The organism is Wolbachia endosymbiont (group B) of Episyrphus balteatus, assembly GCF_947250575.1.
Lineage (GTDB): Bacteria > Pseudomonadota > Alphaproteobacteria > Rickettsiales > Anaplasmataceae > Wolbachia.
The window spans coordinates 564,823-587,789 of record NZ_OX366325.1; the positions used below are offsets into that span (position 1 = coordinate 564,823).

The 22,967-nt window shown below is 34.6% G+C and carries 22 protein-coding genes, 1 tRNA gene, 1 other RNA gene and 2 pseudogenes; 19 read left to right on the plus strand and 7 right to left on the minus strand.

The window, feature by feature from the left end; genetic code table 11:
- The first annotated feature begins 50 nt into the window (after nt 1-50).
- The 10 genes and pseudogenes from OOL05_RS02750 (at nt 51) to OOL05_RS02795 (ending at nt 7,157) form a co-directional block, all read left to right on the plus strand.
- Nucleotides 51-692, plus strand: coding sequence for an HAD family hydrolase (locus tag OOL05_RS02750; RefSeq protein ID WP_010401658.1), 642 nt, complete (start codon nt 51-53; stop codon nt 690-692).
- Nucleotides 692-1,165, plus strand: coding sequence for an RDD family protein (locus OOL05_RS02755; protein ID WP_064085312.1), 474 nt, complete (start codon nt 692-694; stop codon nt 1,163-1,165). Before OOL05_RS02750 ends, OOL05_RS02755 begins: the two co-directional genes overlap by 1 nt.
- A 53-nt stretch (nt 1,166-1,218) precedes the next feature.
- Nucleotides 1,219-1,695, plus strand: coding sequence for a bacterioferritin (bfr, locus tag OOL05_RS02760; protein WP_007302660.1), 477 nt, complete (start codon nt 1,219-1,221; stop codon nt 1,693-1,695).
- A 1-nt stretch (nt 1,696) separates the two neighbouring features.
- Nucleotides 1,697-2,308, plus strand: a complete 612-nt coding sequence (locus tag OOL05_RS02765) for an SURF1 family protein (protein ID WP_052264983.1) — start codon at nt 1,697-1,699, stop codon at nt 2,306-2,308.
- A gap of 9 nt (nt 2,309-2,317) precedes the next feature.
- Nucleotides 2,318-3,316 (plus strand): recombinase zinc beta ribbon domain-containing protein, encoded by a 999-nt coding sequence (locus tag OOL05_RS02770; protein ID WP_264730711.1) that lies wholly within the window; start codon nt 2,318-2,320, stop codon nt 3,314-3,316.
- A gap of 117 nt (nt 3,317-3,433) precedes the next feature.
- Nucleotides 3,434-3,585 (plus strand): annotated as a pseudogene (locus tag OOL05_RS06825) (WPE palindromic element domain-containing protein); the annotation flags it as partial.
- A 66-nt stretch (nt 3,586-3,651) separates the two neighbouring features.
- Nucleotides 3,652-4,926, plus strand: a complete 1,275-nt coding sequence (gene eno / locus OOL05_RS02780; RefSeq protein ID WP_064085315.1) for a phosphopyruvate hydratase — start codon at nt 3,652-3,654, stop codon at nt 4,924-4,926.
- The gene (gene cgtA / locus OOL05_RS02785; protein WP_264730713.1) at nt 4,914-5,927 is read left to right on the plus strand and encodes an Obg family GTPase CgtA; all 1,014 of its coding nucleotides are present in this window, start codon (nt 4,914-4,916) and stop codon (nt 5,925-5,927) included. The genes eno and cgtA overlap by 13 nt, the downstream gene beginning before the upstream one ends.
- Nucleotides 5,928-6,374: 447 nt before the next feature.
- Nucleotides 6,375-6,712, plus strand: a transfer-messenger RNA (tmRNA) gene (gene ssrA / locus OOL05_RS02790).
- Nucleotides 6,713-6,728: 16 nt separating this feature from the next.
- Nucleotides 6,729-7,157 (plus strand): ClpXP protease specificity-enhancing factor SspB, encoded by a 429-nt coding sequence (locus OOL05_RS02795; RefSeq protein WP_264375599.1) that lies wholly within the window; start codon nt 6,729-6,731, stop codon nt 7,155-7,157.
- Nucleotides 7,158-7,414: 257 nt separating this feature from the next.
- On the opposite strand, the pseudogene OOL05_RS06780 reads toward OOL05_RS02795, so the two are convergent.
- Nucleotides 7,415-8,098 (minus strand): annotated as a pseudogene (locus tag OOL05_RS06780) (IS6 family transposase); the annotation flags it as partial.
- Between the two features lie 284 nt (nt 8,099-8,382).
- On the opposite strand from OOL05_RS06780, the gene OOL05_RS02810 reads away from it, so the two are divergent.
- The gene (locus tag OOL05_RS02810) at nt 8,383-9,159 is read left to right on the plus strand and encodes an enoyl-ACP reductase FabI (protein ID WP_010406361.1); all 777 of its coding nucleotides are present in this window, start codon (nt 8,383-8,385) and stop codon (nt 9,157-9,159) included.
- Between the two features lie 452 nt (nt 9,160-9,611).
- Here the strand turns inward: OOL05_RS02810 and ltrA are convergent, their stop codons facing one another.
- The 3 genes from ltrA to OOL05_RS02825 form a co-directional block, all read right to left on the minus strand.
- A complete protein-coding gene (ltrA, locus tag OOL05_RS02815; RefSeq protein WP_264377358.1) occupies nt 9,612-10,883 on the minus strand; it encodes a group II intron reverse transcriptase/maturase in 1,272 nt (423 codons plus the stop codon).
- 43 nt (nt 10,884-10,926) lie between these two features.
- Entirely contained in the window at nt 10,927-11,049 is a 123-nt protein-coding gene (locus OOL05_RS02820) for a hypothetical protein (RefSeq protein WP_255446080.1), read from the minus strand.
- Nucleotides 11,050-11,441: 392 nt separating this feature from the next.
- A complete protein-coding gene (locus OOL05_RS02825; RefSeq protein ID WP_010406367.1) occupies nt 11,442-12,623 on the minus strand; it encodes a hypothetical protein in 1,182 nt (393 codons plus the stop codon).
- Nucleotides 12,624-12,741: 118 nt separating this feature from the next.
- On the opposite strand from OOL05_RS02825, the gene ychF reads away from it, so the two are divergent.
- Nucleotides 12,742-13,836, plus strand: a complete 1,095-nt coding sequence (gene ychF, locus OOL05_RS02830; RefSeq protein ID WP_264730715.1) for a redox-regulated ATPase YchF — start codon at nt 12,742-12,744, stop codon at nt 13,834-13,836.
- 69 nt (nt 13,837-13,905) lie between these two features.
- Here ychF and OOL05_RS02835 read toward each other — a convergent pair whose 3' ends face one another.
- Entirely contained in the window at nt 13,906-15,282 is a 1,377-nt protein-coding gene (locus tag OOL05_RS02835; RefSeq protein WP_264730718.1) for a hypothetical protein, read from the minus strand.
- A 140-nt stretch (nt 15,283-15,422) separates the two neighbouring features.
- Nucleotides 15,423-16,346 (minus strand): class II fructose-bisphosphatase, encoded by a 924-nt coding sequence (gene glpX, locus OOL05_RS02840; RefSeq protein ID WP_007302771.1) that lies wholly within the window; start codon nt 16,344-16,346, stop codon nt 15,423-15,425.
- A gap of 119 nt (nt 16,347-16,465) precedes the next feature.
- On the opposite strand from glpX, the gene OOL05_RS02845 reads away from it, so the two are divergent.
- Nucleotides 16,466-18,307: an ankyrin repeat domain-containing protein gene (locus OOL05_RS02845; protein ID WP_264730720.1), complete on the plus strand. Its 1,842-nt coding sequence runs from the start codon at nt 16,466-16,468 to the stop codon at nt 18,305-18,307.
- Between the two features lie 66 nt (nt 18,308-18,373).
- Here the strand turns inward: OOL05_RS02845 and OOL05_RS02850 are convergent.
- Nucleotides 18,374-18,447: transfer RNA gene (locus tag OOL05_RS02850), tRNA-Arg, on the minus strand.
- A gap of 151 nt (nt 18,448-18,598) precedes the next feature.
- Here OOL05_RS02850 and OOL05_RS02855 point away from each other — a divergent pair.
- From OOL05_RS02855 to OOL05_RS06785, 6 genes are all read left to right on the plus strand, one after another.
- Nucleotides 18,599-19,336: an ABC transporter ATP-binding protein gene (locus OOL05_RS02855; protein WP_007302769.1), complete on the plus strand. Its 738-nt coding sequence runs from the start codon at nt 18,599-18,601 to the stop codon at nt 19,334-19,336.
- A 140-nt stretch (nt 19,337-19,476) separates the two neighbouring features.
- On the plus strand, nt 19,477-19,644 hold the full coding sequence (gene tatA, locus OOL05_RS02860) for a twin-arginine translocase TatA (RefSeq protein ID WP_006013840.1): 168 nt from the start codon (nt 19,477-19,479) through the stop codon (nt 19,642-19,644).
- 126 nt (nt 19,645-19,770) lie between these two features.
- The gene (locus tag OOL05_RS02865; protein WP_264375604.1) at nt 19,771-20,424 is read left to right on the plus strand and encodes an exopolysaccharide biosynthesis protein; all 654 of its coding nucleotides are present in this window, start codon (nt 19,771-19,773) and stop codon (nt 20,422-20,424) included.
- Between the two features lie 114 nt (nt 20,425-20,538).
- The gene (locus OOL05_RS02870) at nt 20,539-21,195 is read left to right on the plus strand and encodes an exopolysaccharide biosynthesis protein (protein WP_007302767.1); all 657 of its coding nucleotides are present in this window, start codon (nt 20,539-20,541) and stop codon (nt 21,193-21,195) included.
- The gene (gene cysS / locus OOL05_RS02875; protein ID WP_064085935.1) at nt 21,188-22,582 is read left to right on the plus strand and encodes a cysteine--tRNA ligase; all 1,395 of its coding nucleotides are present in this window, start codon (nt 21,188-21,190) and stop codon (nt 22,580-22,582) included. Before OOL05_RS02870 ends, cysS begins: the two co-directional genes overlap by 8 nt.
- A complete protein-coding gene (locus OOL05_RS06785) occupies nt 22,551-22,964 on the plus strand; it encodes a YqaA family protein (RefSeq protein WP_012481730.1) in 414 nt (137 codons plus the stop codon). Before cysS ends, OOL05_RS06785 begins: the two co-directional genes overlap by 32 nt.
- Nucleotides 22,965-22,967 lie beyond the last annotated feature (3 nt).

Genomic DNA, 22,967 nt, shown 5'->3' on the forward strand with positions numbered 1-22,967 from the left:
TCATCAAAATATTATTTACTTATTAGTTTAAAATACGTCACAATATAAAAATGAAAAATAGCCGATTAGCGGTAGTATTCGATTGGGATAATACCTTAGTTGATACTCAAGATAATATTTCTAATGCCATTAAGCATACTTTAGATTTGATGGGATCTGGCAGTAAAGTTGTTGATAGAAATTCTCATGAATCAAGAAAGAGCTACATGGTCAATTTGTTTGGTGATCAGTGGAAAAAAGCGAATCAGATATATCAAAAATACCTAGATAATGCATTGTTACAAAATATTACTCTGAATGAAGGAGTAGAGAAAATGCTGCAGACACTGAAAAGCCACAATATTTACCTAGCGATAGTTAGCAATAAGAAAAATACTAATTTACGTCAAGAAGTTGCCTACTTTAAACTAGATTCTTACTTTGAAAGAATAGTTGGATCATGTGATACTGCAGAAGATAAGCCATCTGCAACTCCACTGCTATTTGCACTAGAGGAGAGTACGCTACCTGTAAATAGAGAAAATGTGTTTTTTGTTGGTGACAGCATCACAGACATTCTATGTGCACAAAATGCAAATTGCTTACCTATTGTATACGGACAATCAATAAGAGGTTATGAAGATTTGTTATATTTTCAACATTTTAATAAACTTACAGAATTCATAGTAAAGTATTTGAAAGATAGGTGGTAATGACAGAGATCGCTAGTGTACACAGGCGCTTTTGCGCATATTTAATAGATGTAGCAATTTTATTAATTCCAACCTTACTAATTGTGTTGTCATTAGGGGATTTTCCATTAATTTTACACCTGTCATACATGTGTATAAATTGTGGCTACTTTACATATTTTATATCTTCAACAGCTCAAGCAACTCCTGGTCAACAGTTAATGAATATATATACTATCACTTTAGATAGTTCTAAAATAGGTTTGAGCTTAGCATTTGATCGCACTATCTCTCAGTTTTTTCTTCCTATGCTAAATAATTCAATTATCACCTTTATCAAACTTTTTCAAACATCAGTAAATGCTTTAAGTACACTAGAAGTGATTATAGTGATGCTTACCTTCAGTTGGTATTTAGTTGCTTGCTTCTCTCAGAGGAAACAAGCATTTCATGATGTGCTATTTGATACGATTGTTGTGAGAAAAATGAATTGATGTTGCCTTGATTGTTATGTAGATTACATTGGTATATTAGCTAAAGAAAGGTTGTGAATAAAGAAATAGTAGAACATTTAAATAAATTACTTACAAATGAGCTGACTTCTGTACGCCAGTATCTTTTGCATTTTGCGATTCTTAAAGATAGCGGAATTAATAAACTTGCAGAAAAGATGAAAAACGAGCTTAATGAAGAACTTGAGCATGCAAATAGGCTAGCAGAAAGAATTTTACTGCTTAAGGGCATGCCAAATTTTCAAGATACAAATAAAATCTCAAAGTATGAAGGAAAGTTCACAAAAGATACAATGCAGAAAATCTTAGAAGATAATTCTAACTTAGAAGAAGAAGGTATTAAGGGCATCAAAGAGGCAATTTCCGTTGCTGAAAAAGAAAAGGATTTCGTGAGTGTAATGTTATTAGAAGGACTACTGAAAAATGAGGAAGAGCACTTACATTGGATCAAAGAACAGATTGACCTTATTGAGCTTATGGGTATTGAAAATTACTTGAGAACACAAATATAGAGTGTTAAGAAAAACAGTATTTATTTTCATTATACCTTTTTTACTTCTTTTTTCACTCGGGTTATGGCAGTTATTTAGATTGAGCTGGAAGAATAATATTATCAAAAATATGGATCTTCCAGTTATTCATCTACTGCCTAGTGATAATCTTTCAAAGTTTAACTACAGAAACGTTAAAATCGACGGAATTTTAAGTGATATAGAACTATATGTTTTCGCAGGTCAACGTGGCTATCATGTGCTGTCTCCTATGTTGCTTATCAATGGACATTACATGTTAATAAATAAAGGAATAGTCAGAGAAAAAAAAGAAGAAAAAGCAAAAATTGAAAAAGTAGCTGCTGATGGCGTTTTGTATTGTGATGGTAGCAAAAATTGGTTTATCAAAAATGATATTGCTTCAAATACATGGTTTACCTTAAGTACAGAAGAAATCTCCAATGATCTAGGTATTAAGCTAGAGAAATGTATATTGTGGCAAGATAATTTTGGTGGCAAATTGACTATACAGCCAATAAAGCATCTTGAATACGCAATTACTTGGTTTGCACTTTCCTTGATTTGGCTCATTATGTGCGTATTTTACTATAGGCAAAATATATATAAGTCGTAGAGATACAGTGTGGAAAAAGAAAAGCTACAAATAGAAAAAATGCAACAAAGTGGAAGAAAATACTTATTACAAGGGTTAGTGATATGTCAGTGTTGCAAATCCGTTTATTATGGAATGAGTAATGCTAAGGGAGGAAGAAGTTACTATCGTTGTCCTGGAAAACGTTTTGGTGAATGTAACAGCAAATCAATACGCGCGGATATACTAGAAGAGGTAGTATGGGAAGAAGTTAAGATGGTAAGAGAGCACATAACGAAGGAAAAGTGTGATTTATCAGAGGCAGATTGGGAGACTAAACTTAATATAATTAGAAAATTAGTTCAACGCATTGAAATTGATGATGATAATGTACATATAGTGTTTCGATTAAAAGAACTCGCTCTCGAAAGACAAAAAGAAGATATTCAACCTTGTACCAGAATTATAAAGAATGTAGTGCTATCAAATGCAATAGGAATGCATAAAGTTAGCAATGCCCTGGCTGCAATATCAGTTGCAGTGAAACTTGGAATTAGTGATGAAGAGATTAAAAAAGGTCTTTTGGAATTTAAAGGAGTAGCAAGGAGATTTTCTTTAATTGCCGATATTAAAGGTGTTAAGTTAATTGAGGATTATGCTCACCACCCAAATGAAATACAGGCAACCCTGGCAGCAGCACGTTCGATTGCTAAAAGAAAGGTAACAGGAATTATCGAGCCGCTTCGTTTTGCTCGTGTTCGTAATTTTTTTGATGAGTTCGTACGAATTTTCATGATGTTTGATTATGTAATTCTTACTCCTGTCCATCCTCCAGAAGATAAGCCTATTCCTGGCTGTGGAATTGATGATATACAAAAAGCCTTGATCAGTAATGGGTTTAATGATGTGAAGATTATGAATGATGCTTTACTCATTTCACATTTTATTAGTAATTCGACAAGTTCAGGAGATGTAGTATTATTTATTGGTGCTGGTAGTAATATAGCTAAACTAGCAAGAGAAGCTGCAAAGCTGCTGCTAGTAAAATAAACTTAAGCATTGGTGATTTATATGATAAAATTGTGTAGTAAAACTGGATCCCAGTGTCTAGGCAAACAACTGTACAGACATTGTGATATGGGGATAGCTTCCATTAAGAATGGTGTCATCCCAGTGCCCAGACACTGGGATCCAGAAGACTTAACTTTAAATAAGTGGCTGTATAATAAAAACTGGATTCCAGTGTCAAGCACTGGAATGACACCATCTGCTACTCAAATTATCTGTTTATCTGTAGGTTACAATGTTCGTACACTGAAATGTTACAGCGCTGGGGTGACATTTCCCGAACGTGAACACAATTGTGAATCTAGTGGAGGTTTAGCATGATGAAAAAGACGATCAGCAGTGTATTTGCAAGAGAAATTTTAGATAGCAGGGGTTACCCAACAATTGAGGTAGAAATAGAACTATGTGATGGAGCAACAGGTAGAGCCGCTGTCCCTTCTGGGGCTTCGACCGGTAAACTAGAAGCATTGGAGCTGAGAGATCAAGATGAAAAAAGGTATTGTGGTAAAGGAGTGCTGAAAGCTGTTCAATCTGTGAGTGAAGTGATAGCAAATAAAATCATTGGCATGGATGCAGCAAACCAGAGTGCAATTGATAAAGTTTTAATTGAACTAGATGGAACAAAAAATAAATCTAAACTTGGAGCAAATGCAACTTTGGGTGTGTCTCTTGCTGTTGCAAAAGCAGCAGCAAACAGCTTTAAAATGCCGTTATATAAGTATTTGGGAGTAGGGGAAGAGCAGATGCCAGTTCCGCTAATTAACGTCATTAATGGTGGAGTACATGCGGATAATAAACTCGATTTTCAAGAATTTATGATTCTTCCTGTTGGTGCTGAAACTTTCAGTGAAGCAATAAGAATATCTGCAGAGGTATTTCATAACTTGCGCAGCATTCTTAAGAAAAAAGGTTATAGCACAAACGTAGGAGATGAAGGTGGTTTTGCACCAGACATTGGTAGCACTGAAGAAGCTCTTAATCTGATAATTCAGGCTGTAGAATCTGCTGGTTATTCGATGAAAAATCACTTTGCACTGGGTCTTGATGTTGCTTCATCTACTTTTTATGAAAATAGAGTTTACAAATTTGAAAACAGAGAACTCACTTCAGAGGAATTGGTTCAGTATTATTTTGACCTTGTAGGCAAATATCCAATAATTTCTATAGAAGATGCAATGAATGAAGACGACTATGAAGGTTGGAAATTACTTACTGCAAAATTGGGAAGTAAAATTCAATTAGTCGGGGATGATTTATTTGTTACAAATTGTGAACTAATAAGTAAAGGAATAGAGGAGAAAATGGCAAATGCTGTACTAATCAAGCCAAACCAGATAGGAACACTTACGGAAACTTTTGCTGCTATTGAAATGGCAAAATCAAATGGCTATAGGGCTATTATTTCTCACCGCTCAGGTGAAACAGAAGATACAACGATATCCCACATATCAGTTGCGTCGAATTGTGGGCAAATAAAGACTGGCTCGCTGTCGCGTTCTGATAGGCTTGCAAAGTATAATGAATTGATGAGAATAGAAAGTTCATTAGGAGAAAATGCTAAATATTATCGCGGGTTAGCATGGATTTCATAGACGAAGTTAAATTATATTTAAAAGCAGGTGATGGTGGCGATGGTTGCGCGAGTTTTCGTCGAGAAAAATTCGTTGAATTTGGTGGTCCAAACGGTGGTAATGGTGGCAGGGGAGGAGACATAATTTTCATCAGTGATGCAAATCTCAACACTTTGCTTAATTTTCGTTGTCGAAGACACATTAAAGCGAGTAATGGAAAAAGTGGTACGAGTAGAGATAGATCTGGCACAGCAGGAAAAGATATTATACTTAAAGTTCCAGTTGGTACACAAATAATCGATGAAGAAAGTGAGGAAGTGATAGTAGATCTTGATAAACCCGACATCGAATTTCAAGTAGTGCAAGGTGGAAAAGGTGGACTTGGGAATACCAATTTTAAATCTGCTACCAATAGGGCACCAAGACATTTTACCCATGGTCAGCCTGGCGAAGAAAGAAATATAATATTGAAGCTAAAAGTTTTATCTGATGTTGGCATTATTGGTATGCCAAATGCAGGTAAATCTAAATTTTTAACCCGCTGCTCAAATTCTGATACGAAAGTAGGCGATTATGAATTTACTACTATAAGACCACATTTAGGTGTAGCAAAAGTGGATTATAGCGAAATTGTAATAGCAGATATTCCTGGAATAATCGCTGATGCTCATCTTGGAGTTGGGCTCGGACACAAATTTTTAAAGCACATAGAAAGGTGCAAAATTTTACTGCATTTAATTGATGTAACTCACGATGACATTATTTCAGCTTATAATTGTACGCATAATGAACTGAAGCTTTACAATAGCGATCTTGTTGAAAAAGAGGAAATTGTAGTGTTAAATAAATGTGACTTATTGGAAGAAACAGAAATTCTTGAGAAGAAGAATCATTTAGCCAATTATCTTGATAGAGAAGTACTGTGCTTATCAATCGACGATGATTTACAGCCCATCTTAAGATTATTAAATGAAAAAGTGAAAATTAAGGAAATTAATGTATATGATCCTTTTAAGATGTGAATTTTTTATTTGACAATCAAAGTCTGGATTCCAGTGGGTAATTTTCCACAGTTGTCTGCATTTTTTGTTCCACAACTTATCTTTTTTTCGGCTTGTGCCATTTCTCACACTGTCTCTTGCTTTCTTGAACTCAGAAATTCAATAGCTACAAAAGCATTTGAGTAGTTTTTTGTTAAGAATTAGGCATAGAATCCCCCATATTTATTAATAAAGAACAGAAAAAATGTAACGCACATACGACAGAGATTAAGCATATGTGTGCACCCATGTGCGCTGAAGAAGATACGCTACATTTTTACTGAGTTTGATTATTTGATAGAAAAGTCTGCAGACGAAGATAGATTTTGAGCTCTAAAAATACCTCTACTGTGAGTATACTAAGATTAGATAAATAGGCGAAGTAATTTTTATATTAGTTTTTTAGTTGCCAATCAATTTGGAGTTCAATAACTTGACATTTATTCAATACTACTGTATAATAAGCATGTGTATTTTTTATACACTATGGCAATAAAATTACCTTGTAATAGGTGTATTGGACCCGAGGGCAGTACTCGGCGCCTCCACCATATTTTTTGATTGATACGGGGGCGAGTAAGGATCGACATGCATAGTAAAGATGGTAGCTTTGCTCGGTTAGATACCACCGCTAAGAGTTCACAATTTAGATGCAAACGATAACTTTGCTGCTGAAGACAATGTTGCATTAGCTGCTTAATTTAGGCACTATAACTTCATTGCTATAAGCACGGTTTAGGGAACGCCGGGTAACAGAAGTTCCCCCAAACATGTAAGGGTTATATGGATAAAACAGATTATCAGAAGTCGATTAGTTATGCTAAATTTCAAGTTATCAAAAAGGCTTTGAATACTATATTAGATAATGTTTTTACTCCTCACTTAGAGATACTGTTTTTTACGCGCTTTAATGGTGTTGTCATACCAGACTACTTGAAAGAATCATACCCTACTCAAATGCTTATTATATTACAGCATCAATTTTTTGGTCTAAAAGTTCTTGAAGATAAGTTTAGCGTCAGTTTGAGCTTTCGTGGAAAACAAGAACAAGTCACTGTACCGTTTTTTGCTATTAGTGAGTTTCATGATAAAATTTCAGGAGATACTTTAGTATTTAGCGTTGATTCTGATAAAGAATATGAAAGTGAGAAATGTGCTGAAAAGTCATCAAATGGTAGTATTATATCTATAGATCAACTTTACGATAAGTAGTTACTTCATTTTATAAATAAAAAATATTGTATCTGTTCAGGATATCGACAAGACCATAGAGTAAAAGTGAGTTTATAACAAATGGTATCATTTGAGTAGCTGACATTGGCTTTCACATAAAAAACGTTGTAAAGCGCTTTCATGTTTACCAACGGTTCTGTCGCATCTATAAACCATAGGAAAGAAGATCATTAAAGGTGGGATTATAGGAGTTATTAACATAGCAAAATTCTCAAAAGTAGAAACATTATTTTAATAATTTGTCTTTTTTGAATCATACGAATATTTTCTATGCCTGTGATGGTAATCTTTGCGGAATGGAAGCTTTTAAACCCAAGCATTGGCTTTATTAGTTTTTTGATAAATCTATCAACAATATTATTTAGATATTTTATTTGAAGAACTGTATAGCTCTTCTCACAATAATCCGAACAGGTCATAATAACATACTGCTGGCCTCTTGGCTTATAATAGCTATAAAGACGTTTTTACCTCCGTTCGGACTATTATAAGAAGAGCTATAATCTTCAGAAATTTCTGCATTCAAATCATCAAGAGCAGCAGTATTACTGCCGCTTTTATCAATTACAATTTTCTCAGGAAGATAGTTACTCCTGAAAGCTTTACGAAAGAATGCAAGTGCTGCAGACTTGTCTCTACTAACACACAAGTCTACAGTATATAAATAAACCCATTTACCGTTTAATTTAATGTAAGTCTCTCCAACTACTACCAACCTGCTTCTTTCTTTTCCTTACTGCCTCATCTATCAGTGGTGATAACCCACCTTTGTAACGTAGCATTTTGCTCCCCTTATACTCATCATTTCTTCCAAATCTCGATAGCTCAAAGAGAATCGACATTTCATGTATACAGATAACATCCGCTGAAAAGCTAAATCCTTTGAAATATGGCAACAATTTTTGATTGATACGAAACATCTTTGCTTTTTTTTTAGACAATTATATCATTCTTCTTTCTACTTCCCTACAAATGCGACAGAACCGAAAATATTCGTATGATTCAAAAAAGACAAATTATTAAAATAATGTTTCTACTTTTGAGAATTTTGCTATGTTAATAACTCCTATAATCCCACCTTTAATGATCTTCTTTCCTATGGTTTATAGATGCGACAGAACCTTTTTTATACGTTAGCTACAGTTAAAACATAATTGACTTTGCCTAGTTAATATTTCAAATTATAAAAAAGGCAAATAATTCTATGATATTGCAGGGCAAAAAAGGGTTAATAACCGGAATAATAAATAAAAGGTCAATAGCATATGGTATAGCACAGACCCTCTCAGAACATGGAGCTGAGCTTGCAATCACTTATCAAAATGAAACAATAAAAGAGAAATTATTACCAATAGCAAGTGAATTAAATGTAGAGTTAATATTGCACTGTAATGTTTCAAATGAGGAAACTATAGATAATGCTTTTAAGGAAATAAAGGAGAAGTGGGGTGCTATTGATTTTTTGGTACATGCAATAGCATTCTCCGATAAAAATGAGCTAAATGGTAAATATGTCAATACTTCACTAAACAACTTTATTAATGCAATGCATATATCGTGCTATTCTTTTACTGCTTTAGCGCAAAGAGCGGAAAAAATGATGTTAAATGGCGGTAGTTTACTTACTTTATCCTACTATGGTGCTGAAAAAGTTATGCCAAATTATAATGTGATGGGTTTATGTAAAGCAGCACTTGAAGCAAGTGTAAAATATATAGCATGTGATCTCGGACCACAGAACATCAGAGTAAATGCAATTTCTGCTGGTCCAATCAGAACTTTGGCATCTTCTGGAATAAGTGACTTTCACTCCATATCGGAATGGAATAGAAGTAATTCTCCACTTAGACGCAATGTTACAATAGAAGATGTTGGCAAGGCAGCACTATACTTATTAAGCGACCTGAGTAGTGGTACAACTGGAGAAATTTTACATGTTGATTCAGGGTATAATGTTGTGGGAATGAAGATAGTAGACTAATACAGTACTGCAGATGCATGTGAAGCCTGTGTTTTTTTGTTATCCGAGTAATTGACATTGGAGCCCAGTGTCAGCTACTCGAATGACAACATTTTTTAATTAAATCTCGCACATTAACCATAGAGTTATTATTTTATAAGTATTTGTTGCTGCTGATCTTCTATTTTTACTTCCTCCATTTGGGTTAAGGGATTGTGCGTGAGGGTTGCTCTTGAAGTTGCCTTGCAAGGAAAAAGTCTTTTTCCTCCCGATCTTGGAGTTGCTTTGCAAGCAAGAAATCCTATTGTTCTTGTGTTTGTTTTGCTAAGACTTTATTCTTATTAAGCAGTGGTTAAAAATGAGCATGGCTTTTATTATAGAATGCCCCCCTATAGAAGTATAGGAGAGGGAGAGGGAGAGTAGACCAGTGGAACTTCCCCTACCAGTCTCTCGCAGAACTGTACATAAACCTCTCAGCTTATACAGCTCCCATTATTTAGCCTTTTTGACCCTAAACCTAGTGTCCAATGATAGAAAATATTTGGAGACCTATCTCTCACCTTTCCTAGAAATTGTCTTGCTAGTCTTCCGTGACTCCTGAGTCTCTTATATTTCCTTTTGACCCACTTTTCTAGATGCCGCTCTACATTCTTTAGAGATTTGTAGACCTCAGTTCTGTAAAATTTGCCATAGTACTGATACCAGCCTCTGACTATTGGATTTACTTTTCCTGATATCTCCTCTAATGTTATATGCGTATTTCGTAGCATTTTCCATGATCTTATGGTTGTAGTAATCTTTTTCTTGGCCTTGTTGCTAATTGCTGGGAGAAATGAAACAAAATGCTTCCCTATTTTATTTCTTGCTAACCTGGGTCTGAATGTGTAACCCAGAAAATCAAAACTTTGTTTAGGAAATTCATCTCTCCTATTGTCATCCTTACAGTACACTATCTGTGTCTTTTTAGGATGTAATTTCAACCTATACTCAGCCAATCTTTCTTCGATCATTACTTTCACAAATCTTGTCTGTTTCTCTGTTCTGCAGTGCACTATCGCATCGTCCACATATCTCTCAAATGGTACCGTCGGATAGTTCTTTTTCATCCATATATCAAACACATGATGCATGAATATATTAGAGATGATTGGGCTAACTGAACCTCCTTGCGGAACTCCTTTATCCCTAACTACTTTACTGCCATCTGCAAGTTGTATAGGGGATTTCATCCACCTTTCAACATATAGTATGACCCATTTGCAGTCTGTGTGTTTCTTGATAGCCTGAAGTGCTAAGTCGTGATCCAGATTGTCGAAGAACCCTGATATATCAAGGTCTACCACCCAATCGTACTTCCAGCATCTCTTACGCGCTGTATCTACCGCATCCAATGCTGATTTATTCGATCTATAACCATATGAATCCTCATGGAATTTTGGCTCCACTAACGGTTCGAGATACATTGTTGCTGCTGTTTGCGCTATCCTATCTGATACTGAAGGAACACATAAAATTCTTTGTCCTCCTCCCATATCTTTCGGTATTGCTACAGCTTTTACAGGCTCTGGAAAATAACTTCCGGATGTCATACGATTCCATAGTTTGTATAGATTATCTTTTAGATTTTCCTCAAACTTTGTTATCGAAACCCCATCTACACCAGCAGCACCTCTATTTTTCGATACTTGTTTATAAGCTCTCCAAATAAGTTGCTTTGGTATATCAAAAGACTTTGTTTTATTCATTAACTCCTCCCTTTCGGTTGATAAATAACTAAAACTAAATAACTCAGCTCCTTCGCTCCATTTCCATTACAGAAACTTCTTCACTACTACGAGCTGATCCGCCCCTGTTTTCCGCATCGGTACTCTCATCCTCAGAGATCAGCTCCTTGGATTTCTCCCTTATCATCGAAACGACAGGTTCCCGCAGTTCCACGCAATAGCCCAAAATAGATTCATGCCACCTCTATGCCGGACGCCATCTATCCAGTAAACAAGCTCCCGATAGATTTATCCCAGGTTAAGTCTAACCCCTGGTTTTGACATCATCCAATTCCTTTCGACACTTTATCAGTGGTTCATTTTCATTCATCTCTCTATTTTACACATGACGCATATTTGCGCCTTTTCCATAACGCTCACTACCTTAGCTTTTTACCAAAGCAGCTTATGGTTGTTTGAAGCCTGCTCTTGTAAGCCGGCTCCGAGGGGCCCACCCCCATCTATTGCGTAGCTTTTGCACTTAGTTTGCTCTTACTTGAACATTCCTTGTGTCTCTACGGCACACTAGACTCTGAAGACTTATCTTACAGGTTGTGGTACTTGTTGTTGATAAAATGTTTTTTCTACACGTGCTTCTTCCACACTGCACCTTCTTGATAAGACTGGCTCCTCAAGGCATTTTATACGTTGCTGTACATCATTAATGCACTGCCCTATAACATCACCAATTTTTCCATCAGCATTTTTTGCCAATAACTCATCAAACTCCCTCTCAATCTCTACTCTCTCAGAGATATCCTTTGAAAGATCACAATATTCCAAAATTTCATCTATCTGAAGTTGTTTTGCTAATAGAAAGTCTTCTTGCTCCTGCTGCTGTTTTATTAACTCTTGAGTTACAATTTTAGCCCTAGAGTAATGATTTCCTTCAAGATATATTGTTTCTCTCTCTTTACTACCCCATAACTCGTCATTTAATTTATAACTCTCACGATTAAACATCTGATTTAGTTGATCATTGTTTATCATTTCAGGATTTGGTTCAAACTTTTGTTGTTTCTCTCTGCCGCTAACTTTACAATGGACATTAATTTCAATGTTAGCTAAAGAAGCTAATAATTGAATTTCTTCAATAAAAGGAAAATAACTTTTACTTTCTATTGCTTCTAGATAGGATTGATAGAGTTCAGGCTTGTCAAGAAATGAGCGTGTAATAAAATCACTGTTATATTCGGCATTATAGTCACTCTCACCAATGCCATCAAGAGCCTCTGCATATTCACTTAGATTAAGCACAGCTTGATTATGCGATATATTAAATTTGCTAACAGCTCTACTTACTAACCTCTTCACATTACCTTCAGCATTTTCAATTTTCCTATTTGTTTGCTTAACCAGACCCTTTATTTTATCAGACTTGCCAGTTAAATCCCCTGGCTTATTAAAAAACATATTAAAAACCTTTTCTAGCTGATCCTTTAAAGGAGCTGGCATACTTGGATCATCTAAAGACGTAAATCGACTTAAAAATTTGTGCCATTCCATTCTCATATCTTGCGCTCTTTCAGCTTTATATGTACCAGAACTGTTATCACCAAACACTGCATGAAAAAAGCAATTGCCATCACCTGCAGTATCATATTTAACTACTTGGTTATTAGAAGGTTCTTTTTCTACATTACTCTCTGAAGTCTTGCGTCCTTTAGCATTTTCAATACTGTCAAAACCATTTGGTAATTTCCGTTTTCTAAGCCCAACCATAATTTCTACCTTAATTCAAGCTATATGTTATTATATTAACTAACTTATTAATAAGTAACTAATTAGGTATAGCAAAAATTTTTTAATTATGCAATAATTAAGGCTTTAAATAGCAAATATGAGCTTTAACTGTGGTATAGTTGGGTTACCAAATATAGGAAAATCAACTTTATTTAATGCACTTACAGAGTCAAGTGCAGCTGAAGCTGCAAATTATCCTTTTTGCACAATCGAGCCAAATGTTGGCAAAGTGCCAATACGAGATCAGCGTTTGAAACAAATTGCCTCGATTGCTCACTCAGGGAAAATAATCTACAATCAACTGGAAGTTGTCGATATTGCCGGCTTGGTTAAGGGTGCGAGCAAGGGTGAAGGACTAGGAAATAAATTTTTGAGTCATATCAGAGAAGTTGATGCCATTGTTCATCTGCTCAGGTGCTTTACGGATGACGATATCAGCCATGTAAACAGTAAAATAGATCCAATATCAGATGCTGAAATAGTGGAAATGGAGTTAATTCTAGCTGATATTGATAGCATAGAAAAAAGGCTTCCTCAATTGGAAAAGAAAGCAAAGCAAGGTGATAAAGAGCTAAAGAGACAACTTGAATTAATGCAAGAGGTATTAGCTACTTTAAAATTAGGTAAACCGGCAAGAAGCTTGGAGAATATCGATGAAGATGAGATGAAGTTGCTTCAATTGCTAACAACAAAGCCTGTTATGTATGTATGCAATGTTGAAGATACGAATATCATAACTGGTAATGAACTATCTAAAAGGGTGGAAAAAATGGCGGAAGAAAACAAAAGCAAATTTTATTGTATTTCAGCGAAACTTGAAGCAGATATTGCAAATCTTGATAGTGAAGAGGAAAAACAGAATTTTTTATTAGAATTTGGCTTACAAGAATCAGGACTTGATGGAGTAGCACGTATTATGTATGAAGTGCTAAGTATGATAACTTTTTTTACTGTGGGCCCCAAAGAAGCACGTGCATGGCCAATAAAGATAGGATCAACAGCTGACAAAGCAGCAGGTGTAATTCACACTGATTTTGAAAAGGGCTTTATAAAAGCAGAAACCATAAGCTTTGAAGACTATATAAAATATGGAAGCGAATTAGCTTGCAAAGATGCAGGGAAAATTCGCTTCGAAGGCAGAGACTATATAGTGCAAGATGGTGATATAATGCACTTTAGGTTCAATGTGTAGTATACATCTAACTCCCAAAGAACCAGGGAATCGAGCCTTTCTTTATGGCTTCCTCTTCGCTGATCTTATCTAGTTCCACGCGCCATGGAGAATGGAGCTAGGTGTTGTAACAACTTCTTTTCCCTGTGGTTGTATATTCTTCTCTTCCTCACATAATACGTTCTCCAGACATTCTTCTAAAAATTCATGTAAAGCTTTACCTTCTACAAGCACATCTTCGCTTTGCTCAGCTAATTTCAAAATTTCGTCTAGTTCAACATCTTTACCATTAATAGTTGCCTGACCAATCTCAATTTCACTAAGATTTACATTTAAACTAATAAAGCAGTTAACAGAATTACCTTTCCCATCTTCTGCACTCCACCTAATTTTCATATCGCATGTTGCATCTTTTGCAAAGCGGTAATTTCTTTTTCCATTATCATTCTTCTCAACCGTTGCTATTCTTTTATCGTTACTGTATATTTCTACTATCTTTACCTCATTTTTATTTCTTTCCATCCCTTCAATTTTGTCAGTGAAAAGACGGCTGATTTCTAAGCTACACCCAGGCTTAGAAATATTAATACTAAGATGATCATAATGATTAAGAGAACGTTTTGCATATGCGCATGGCACATAACATCCATCAAAAAAGGCAACTGCACTATCAGTTTTGAGAAATTCCTGTCCGTTACTCATCCCTTCTTCGACTCGAAGAAGATATCTACCCAACCTCTTTTTAAAATTCTTTCTCTTGTCTTCAGGAATAGACTTTTCATTCAATATACTTATTATTTCTTTTTGCTTACTTAATACTACATAATTAAAAAGGAAAATGTTCTTATTCCATCGATAATAATTCGCTATTTTGTCAAATGGATCTGCAGGCCAGCCTTTATTATAATTTACGTTATCCTTATCATCTTTACACAAATTATCCTTAAGGCCAAAATTCAATTTTCTAAAATCTGATAATACTTCTTCTACCCTATCTTCAAAAAATTGAAGTTTATTTTGAAATTCTTTCCCATAATTCATTTTCTCATTTATTTTAAGAAGATATTCACTAAATTTCTTCCTAAAATTTTCTTGATCTTTGTGGGCAAGCCTCTGATCTAATATATCTGTTATGTATTTTCGCTTATTCAATATTACGTAGTTAAAAAGGTCACTTTTTTTCCTCCTTTCATAATCTTCTGCTATTTCGTTAAAACACTCATTACTGTTCTTAAAATCCAATTTTTCGAAGTCTTGGAGCACGTTTTTTACATCATCCTCACTAAATTGAAGATTTGTTTGAGGAGACACGTCAGTTCTACTTTGATCATCAAGTTGAGGATTTTTTTTAGTAGATTGGACTAATAAACTTTCTGTGCTGTTAGAGAAAGAATGATTATTTTCTTCAGATTGAGAACTTTTCTTTTTAGACGTATTAGTAAAAAAATTAGTTAGTGAACTAAACATTAAGCACCTCTTAGTATTACTATCTAACTATAACTTAATGCCAAATGTTGTAAAGCTAAAATTAATATGTAAATTCATTTTTTTAAGACAATTATAAGTCTTCCTTCTATAAAATTTTATAATTAGCATATAACAAATGTTTAAGATATTGATTTTGTTTGTATTTTTATTACTTTACCAGGCAATATTATTAATGAATTAGTCAGACAAATATCTTGGCCAAACTTTACTCCATCCACAAACTCTCCATTTGTTACTCCAGTTGCAATGAACACTGATTCACTTCTTGCCATGTCTTTCACGGTGTAGATTTTTTCTGGGTCAGTGATATTCAAATTTTTTGCTCTTTCTTTTAATTGATCCGTGTCAAATATTAATCTTCCTTCTATCTGCCCACCGATTGAGCTTAGCGCTGCTGCTGCAAGCACTCCTTCTGGAGCTCCTCCTGTGCCGATATACATATCGTGATTGCCATTTATTAGCGAAACTATGGCTGCAACATCACCATCATCTATTAATTTCACTTTTGCTCCTAGCTTCCTAATTTTTGCTATTAATTCATCATGTCTTTCACGTTTAAGTACAGTTACTATAAGATCACTTGCTTTACATCCTTTTGCCTTGGCTAAATTGTCCAGATTCTTCTCAATCCTATTTTTTAGTGAGACTACACCCTCTGGGAGATTTTTTCCCACTGCTATCTTTTCCATATAAACATCAGGTGCATGTAAAAAATTACCTTTTTTTGTTGCAGCAAGAACAGACATTGCCCCTTGTTTATAATGAGCGCAAATCGTAGTGCCTTCAAGTGGATCAACAGCGATGTCAATCTCAGGGCCACTTCCTGTGCCAACTTTTTCTCCGATATATAGCATCGGTGCTTCGTCCCTCTCCCCTTCCCCAATCACAATTGTACCATTTATTTCCATTGAGTTTAGCACCGTACGCATTGCATCAACTGCAACCTGATCGGCCTTTTTTTCATTACCAAGGCCTGCCAATTTATATGCAGCAAGTGCTGCAGCTTCGGTTACTTTCACTAACTTATAGGCTAAATCTTCTATCATTTGCTCGAGAATCATAAATCAATATATATCATGCCATTTGATACTGCAAGATTACTTGACGGAATAATGAAAAAGTTGATATAATAAGCGTATAGCAATAATAGTAAGATTTGAATATGATCGGTAATTTAACTTATGAAGATGTAAAGAAATTTGTAACTGATAATCCTAATATAGCTGCTCAGGAATTTGGTGAGAAGCTAAAACAAAGTGGGCCAACAGATGCAAAGATTTGTGATTTGTTTATGGATATTCTCCACTCAGGGACAAGCAGTATTTTAAATGATTATGATACATTTCTAAAAATTGTTGAATTGCTCGCAAAGTCAAATATTAAAATTGATATTGGAGATACTACTTCTAAAACTGTATTAGATTACGCTGTGTCAGGTGAAAAACCTAACGTTATAAAGATATTTTTGGATAGCGATAAATTTGATCAAGAAAGAAAATCGAATGCTTTGTTGACCGCCGTTAATGAAGGTAAAGTTCAAGAGTTTGAGATATTTTTAGATTACATAGATCATACGAAAATACTGGAGGCTCTCAACACAGCTACTTGCAATGAGGACACTGACATTATGAAGGTACTCTTGAATAACAAAAGATTTACTGGAGAAGAGAAAGTTCAGGCTTTGAGTAATGCCTCTGTAGATGGCGACCTACCAAAAGTTAAGTTACTTTTAAAGTATATGACAGGTATACCAGAAGATGGCATAAGAAATCTTTTAGGAATAATTGAAGAGAAAAAATTATCACTTAGAAAAGAACTTAAAATAGATTCTGAATTTAAAGTCGATTTCAGCAATTCTGATCACAATAAATATCTCTCAAGCTGTGTAATAATTGCACTGCTTAGATCAGCAATAAACAAGAAGCAAAACACACCTGATGGAGCGGAGTCCAATGTCAGTAATACAAGCACTGGTCTCACGCTAAATAATGATGACATTAGGAATCTGTGTCTTGATATAGATAGGGTTACAAAACAGGATAGCACAGTTACTAGTTTTGAAGATTTGCAAAAAAGGTTAAAAAGGAAGGGAATTAATCTTCAGAGCAAATGTGAAAAAAATGCTGTACTAGAATATGCAATTAAAGATCAAAATTTGAACGTTATAAAATTTCTCTTACAAAATGGAATGACCATCATCAATGCAATCGGTCAAGAAGGAAGGTATTACGTTAGCAAAATTGAAGGAGAAAAATCTATATTATGCTTTGTTGTCTCTTACACTGATGATGACAATGCTGAGATTCTGAGCACGTTACTGCAAAGTGTTAATGCAGAGCAATCAAAACTAGATCCTGAAAGTGAATTGTACAGATTATATCAACAGTTAAAGGATGATGCATTCTGCACTGCTATTGCAGAAAATAATTCTGTAGCAGCGACAGTGCTAATACAGAACGATCAAGAAACACGCGCATCAGCAGTAAACAAGGATGAAACACCTGTAGTAACAGGGACTGACCAGGTTGTTACTACGCCAAGCGTAGAAGAAAATAGAACAGAACCTAACAAAAATATTAGTAATAAACCTACGGCAACAGCGCCTCCAGTTAGTACTAATGGTAATAATAACAAAAATGAAGCACCTGTATCAACAAGGACTGGCCCAACTGTCACACCAAATAATGATAAGAAAGCTAACGGCTTTGTAGAGGCTCAATTTTCTCCACCAAATGAAAAAGAAACTAAATACAAAAAAAGTAAGGAGAGTTTTTACGCCTCATTAAGGAGTGATGTTGTTGGAGTTGTTATTGCAGGATTGTTTGTTGCTGCTGCTGTGACGGTTCCATCTTTAGCTGGTGCATTAGTTTGCAGTGTCCTAGCTATTTTAGTTGTAATGGTAACTGGATTACATGTAAAAAATTTTACACTTCCAAGTTACAGCGAAATGAGAGAAAATAAGGTTGAACCTGTAAATTCAAGTTTGAGAAACCATGCAATCTAGCTCCTAGAATCACTTTTCAAACCAATTATAATTTCTTGATTGTTAAACCACTTTATCAAAATTAAGTGGGACTAGTGCGATTCGAACGCACGGCCTTCGGATTAGGAATCCAACGCTCTATCCTACTGAGCTATAGTCCCATGTCTTCTGCTATTTATGCAAAATTATAGCAAAAAGTCTCGCATTTTTCTAGGCACCCTGTACAATTAATTCACAATAATAAAAAATATTTCTGTATTTCTTGAATGTAATACTGTTATATTTAATAATACGATTCCAATTGAAAGATTAATGCTAGTTAACAATATTAGTTACTTTTATAGTAATCAAGATGGCTTTGCTTTAAGCAACATCAACATTCAAGTGAAGAAAGGAAGTGTTGCCTGTTTACTAGGTCATTCTGGCTGTGGCAAGTCAACAATTCTAAAATTAATCGCAGGAATAGAAAATCCAAAATCTGGAACCATTGTTATAAATGATAAATTAGTTGCAAGTAACAAAGTGTCAATTGCTATAGAGCGTAGAAATATCGGATTGATTTTTCAGCATTCTGCATTATTTCCTCATAAAACAGTAATAGAAAATATAACTTTTGCTATTTGCAGTACTTCTAAGAAAGAAAAATACCTTACTGCATTGGAAATCTTAAAGCTATTTAATATAGAAAAATATGAAAACATGTACCCTCATGCTTTATCAGGAGGACAGCAACAATTAGTTGCAATAGCAAGAGTAATGGCGCAAAATCCTGATGTTGTTTTGCTCGATGAACCATTTTCTAATTTAGATATACTGCTCAAATATCGAATAAGGCACCATATATTGTCACTTTTTAGAAGCAAAAATATTCCTGTACTCATGGTAACTCATGATCCGCAAGAAGCGTTGAAAGTTGCAGATTTTATTTACGTGATGAAAAATGGTAAAATTATTCAATCAGGAGTTCCTAGCTACATATACCACAGACCTAAAGATGATACGTTAGCAAAATTTTTTAGTGAGCTTCCTTTTACTCTACAGCTAAACTAAACTTAATGTTAGGCTAAAACTATTATAAGATAATTAAAAACTCTTGATTTATAATTCAATAAAAGTGATATAATTTATGTATCACTTGGCTTCAGTCAAGTTTTAATACCTAAAAGTTAATATTTTCAACGGAGGTACAAATGAGTTTAGGTCCATGGCAGCTGTTTCTAGTCTTAATAATAATCTTAGTTCTGTTTGGTGCAGGTAGGTTACCACAAGTTATGGGTGATTTAGGCAAAGGCATTAAAAACCTTAAACAAGAACTTAAGGATTCAGAGAAACTATCATCTAATGAACCAGATCGTTAGCTTCCTTATGTTTCGTGACACGCACTAAAGTGCGTGTCATTTGTTTAAACAAGGCTAAAGAATTGAAGAGGTATGATTGAAGTACAGTAATAATTATGTTAGTTAGAATGTTATTAAAGGTTAATCGTGGAAGAAAGTGAGAAATTGACTGAAGATAAAAAATTGGCCTCTGATATTCTAAAAGAGGTTGCAGATACCAATAACAACGATAGTGATAAAGTAACATTGTTCGACATCAAAACAGCTTTACATGAGCGCGGTTTTGGTATTTTAATAATCATCTTCTCTTTACCGCTATCAGTACCTATACCTGTTCCACCTGGCTATACAACCATTCTTTCTATACCTTTAATCTTATTTTCACTGCAGCTTCTATTTGGGTTTGGTTCTCCTTGGATGCCTAATTGGCTAGAAAGGAAATCTTTTCAACGTTCAACACTAGCTCTCGTGGTAGAGAAAACTTCACCTATATTAAAAAAAATAGAAAAGTTCATGAAACCAAGAATGTCTTTTATTTTTCTTGGTCCGGGTGAAAAGATTCTAGCTTTTATGATGTTGCTTTGTGCAATAATAATAGCTCTTCCATTACCTTTTACTCACTTCCTTCCTGCAATTGGTATAACTCTTATTTCACTCGGCATTATGGGTAAAGATGGATTTTTATCTACGTTAGGAGTGTTAGTTTCATTCTGTGCGTTATTGGTTACCCTTATTGTAATAGTTAAAGGACCAAAACTTATAGCCGGAACACTTTCTCTTCTTAAAAGCCTTATAACTTAAAAGCTTTACAACACTTTAATAAAAGAATGAAGTACAGCATGAAATGAATAATCGATATTGAAATATAGCAATAACTATGTTAGTTAGAAGTTATATTGTTATTAAAGGGTAACTGTGGAAAAAAGTGTGAAATTGACTGAAGATAAAAAATTGGCCTCTGATATTCTAAAAGAGGTTGCAGATACTAATAATAACGATAATGATAAAGTAACATTATTTGATATTAAAACAGCTTTACATGAGCGCGGTTTTGGTATTTTAATAATCATCTTCTCTTTACCGCTATCAGTACCTATACCTGTTCCACCTGGCTATACAACCATTCTTTCTATACCTTTAATCTTATTTTCACTGCAGCTTCTATTTGGGTTTGATTCCCCTTGGATGCCTAATTGGCTAGAAAGGAAATCTTTTCAACGTTCAACACTAGCTCTCGTGGTAGAGAAAACTTCACCTACATTAAAAAAAATAGAAAAGTTCATGAAACCAAGAATGTCTTTCATTTTTCGTGGTCCTGGTGAAAATATTTTAGCATTTATAATGCTGCTTTGTGCATTATCGATAGCAATCCCACTTCCTTTAACTAACTTCATTCCTGCAATTGGTACAACTCTCATTTCACTGGGTATCATGAGCAAAGATGGATTTCTCTCTATAATGGGAGTATTAGTATCATTGTGTGGGTTATTACTTACTCTTGTCGTAATAGTTAAAGGACCACAGCTTATATTTGGAGCATTTTCTTTTCTAAAAAGCTTTGTATATGGTTAAGCTTTACAACACTTTAACAAAAAAAAAAGAGCCCTTTACACCAATCGATAAAGATCATATAAAAATGTACGTTTGTGGGCCAACAGTATATGATACAGCACATATAGGTAATGCACGTTCTATTGTTGTTTACGATGTATTATTTCGACTGCTTAAATTTTGTTATGGAAAAGTTACTTATGTGCGTAATATAACCGACATCGATGACAAGATAATCAATGCAGCAAATGAGAAAAATAGTAATATAGAAAGCATTAGCAAATATTACACTAAAACTTTTCATGAAGACATGGAAAGCATAAATTGTGCAGAACCAACATATGAACCAAAAGCAACGGAAAACATAGATAACATTATCAAGTTAATTGAGTCTTTGCTGCAAGCTGGTCATGCTTATGAATCCAATAAACATGTATATTTTAGTGTAGAATCTTACCCTGAATACGGCGTTTTATCAGGAAAAAAAATTGATGAATTAAACTACGGTAGTAGAGTTGAAGTTGGTGAAAATAAAAAACACCCAGGAGACTTCGTACTTTGGAAACCTGCAAACGAAACTGACTATAAACTTTCAAGTCACTGGAATAGTCCATGGGGAGAGGGAAGACCAGGGTGGCATATAGAATGTTCAGCAATGTCATATGCTTACCTTGGCAAAGATTTTGACATTCACGGTGGGGGTATAGACTTGCAATTTCCTCATCATGAGAATGAAATTGCACAGAGTAAATCTGCATTTGCTGAGTCAACGTTTGCAAAATATTGGGTACACAACGGGTTTCTTACGGTAAATGAAGAGAAAATGAGCAAATCCTTATTTAATATAGTCAAAGTAAGGGATTTGTTAGATAGTGGAATAAAGGGTGAAGTAATACGTTATGCGCTGCTTAAAACTCACTACAGAAAACCACTTGATTGGACAGAAAATGTTATCTCTGAGTCGCAAGAAACTTTAAACAAGTTTTATCGGTTATTACGTAGTACATGTATTGAGGAAAGTGATGCAGAAGTCTCTAAAGATTTTATAGAGGCTTTGAAAAACGATTTAAACATTCCTGAAGCTGTAGCCATATTGCATGAAATGGCTACAGAAATCAATAAGACAAGTAATGAATGTGAGAGGCTCAAATTAACTAAGAAGTTTGTTAAAAGCGCAAGGTTCATTGGTATTCTTGAGTCAAGTTATCAAGAGTGGTTTGCAAGTGGTGTGAGTCATCAAGAAATAGAAAGGTTGATAGACTTAAGAAAAGTAGCAAAACAAAATAAAGATTATGATACTGCAGACAAAATAAGAGAGCAATTGAAACAAATGGGGGTTACAATTTCTGACAACGAAGATGGTACAACAACTTGGTATGGAAAATTATCTCCTATTGTTTATAGATAGCCTAGTATCATCGCTTATCTTACCCATACATCAAGGTTTTGTACTTTACACTATGTTATGCTTTAGGTCAAACTACGATCAACTACTTATATTACTTTTTGGAGTATTAGGATCCAGTCTTGGTGGAATAGCTAACTGGTATTTAGGTAGAATAACAATTTTTATCAGAAGATCACATCACAAATTAGAGAATGAAGACAAAACACCAAAAATTGTAAGGCACCTACTGATTTGTGCAGTTGCATTGCTTTCGTGGGTACCAGCACTTGGAAGTGTGACTCAGATTTTATCCGGTTACTTCAAGTTAAACCTTTATATTCTTGTTCCCTTAATTATTTTATCTAACTTCCTCTGTTTGTTGTATCTAACGTTTACCATCTAACTA

What these genes read in the sequence shown, in the direction of transcription:
- eno (WP_064085315.1), top strand. Translation starts at nt 3,652, where the DNA reads ATGATGAAAAAGACGATCAGCAGTGTATTTGCAAGAGAAATTTTAGAT.
- OOL05_RS02845 (WP_264730720.1), top strand. Translation starts at nt 16,466, where the DNA reads ATGATCGGTAATTTAACTTATGAAGATGTAAAGAAATTTGTAACTGAT.
- OOL05_RS02855 (WP_007302769.1), top strand. Translation starts at nt 18,599, where the DNA reads ATGCTAGTTAACAATATTAGTTACTTTTATAGTAATCAAGATGGCTTT.
- tatA (WP_006013840.1), top strand. Translation starts at nt 19,477, where the DNA reads ATGAGTTTAGGTCCATGGCAGCTGTTTCTAGTCTTAATAATAATCTTA.
- OOL05_RS02825 (WP_010406367.1), bottom strand. Translation starts at nt 12,623, where the DNA reads ATGGTTGGGCTTAGAAAACGGAAATTACCAAATGGTTTTGACAGTATT.
- OOL05_RS02820 (WP_255446080.1), bottom strand. Translation starts at nt 11,049, where the DNA reads ATGATAAGGGAGAAATCCAAGGAGCTGATCTCTGAGGATGAGAGTACC.
- cysS (WP_064085935.1), top strand. Translation starts at nt 21,188, where the DNA reads ATGGTTAAGCTTTACAACACTTTAACAAAAAAAAAAGAGCCCTTTACA.
- ychF (WP_264730715.1), top strand. Translation starts at nt 12,742, where the DNA reads ATGAGCTTTAACTGTGGTATAGTTGGGTTACCAAATATAGGAAAATCA.
- OOL05_RS02755 (WP_064085312.1), top strand. Translation starts at nt 692, where the DNA reads ATGACAGAGATCGCTAGTGTACACAGGCGCTTTTGCGCATATTTAATA.
- cgtA (WP_264730713.1), top strand. Translation starts at nt 4,914, where the DNA reads ATGGATTTCATAGACGAAGTTAAATTATATTTAAAAGCAGGTGATGGT.
- OOL05_RS02810 (WP_010406361.1), top strand. Translation starts at nt 8,383, where the DNA reads ATGATATTGCAGGGCAAAAAAGGGTTAATAACCGGAATAATAAATAAA.
- ltrA (WP_264377358.1), bottom strand. Translation starts at nt 10,883, where the DNA reads ATGAATAAAACAAAGTCTTTTGATATACCAAAGCAACTTATTTGGAGA.
- OOL05_RS02835 (WP_264730718.1), bottom strand. Translation starts at nt 15,282, where the DNA reads ATGTTTAGTTCACTAACTAATTTTTTTACTAATACGTCTAAAAAGAAA.
- OOL05_RS06785 (WP_012481730.1), top strand. Translation starts at nt 22,551, where the DNA reads ATGGAAAATTATCTCCTATTGTTTATAGATAGCCTAGTATCATCGCTT.
- OOL05_RS02795 (WP_264375599.1), top strand. Translation starts at nt 6,729, where the DNA reads ATGGATAAAACAGATTATCAGAAGTCGATTAGTTATGCTAAATTTCAA.
- OOL05_RS02750 (WP_010401658.1), top strand. Translation starts at nt 51, where the DNA reads ATGAAAAATAGCCGATTAGCGGTAGTATTCGATTGGGATAATACCTTA.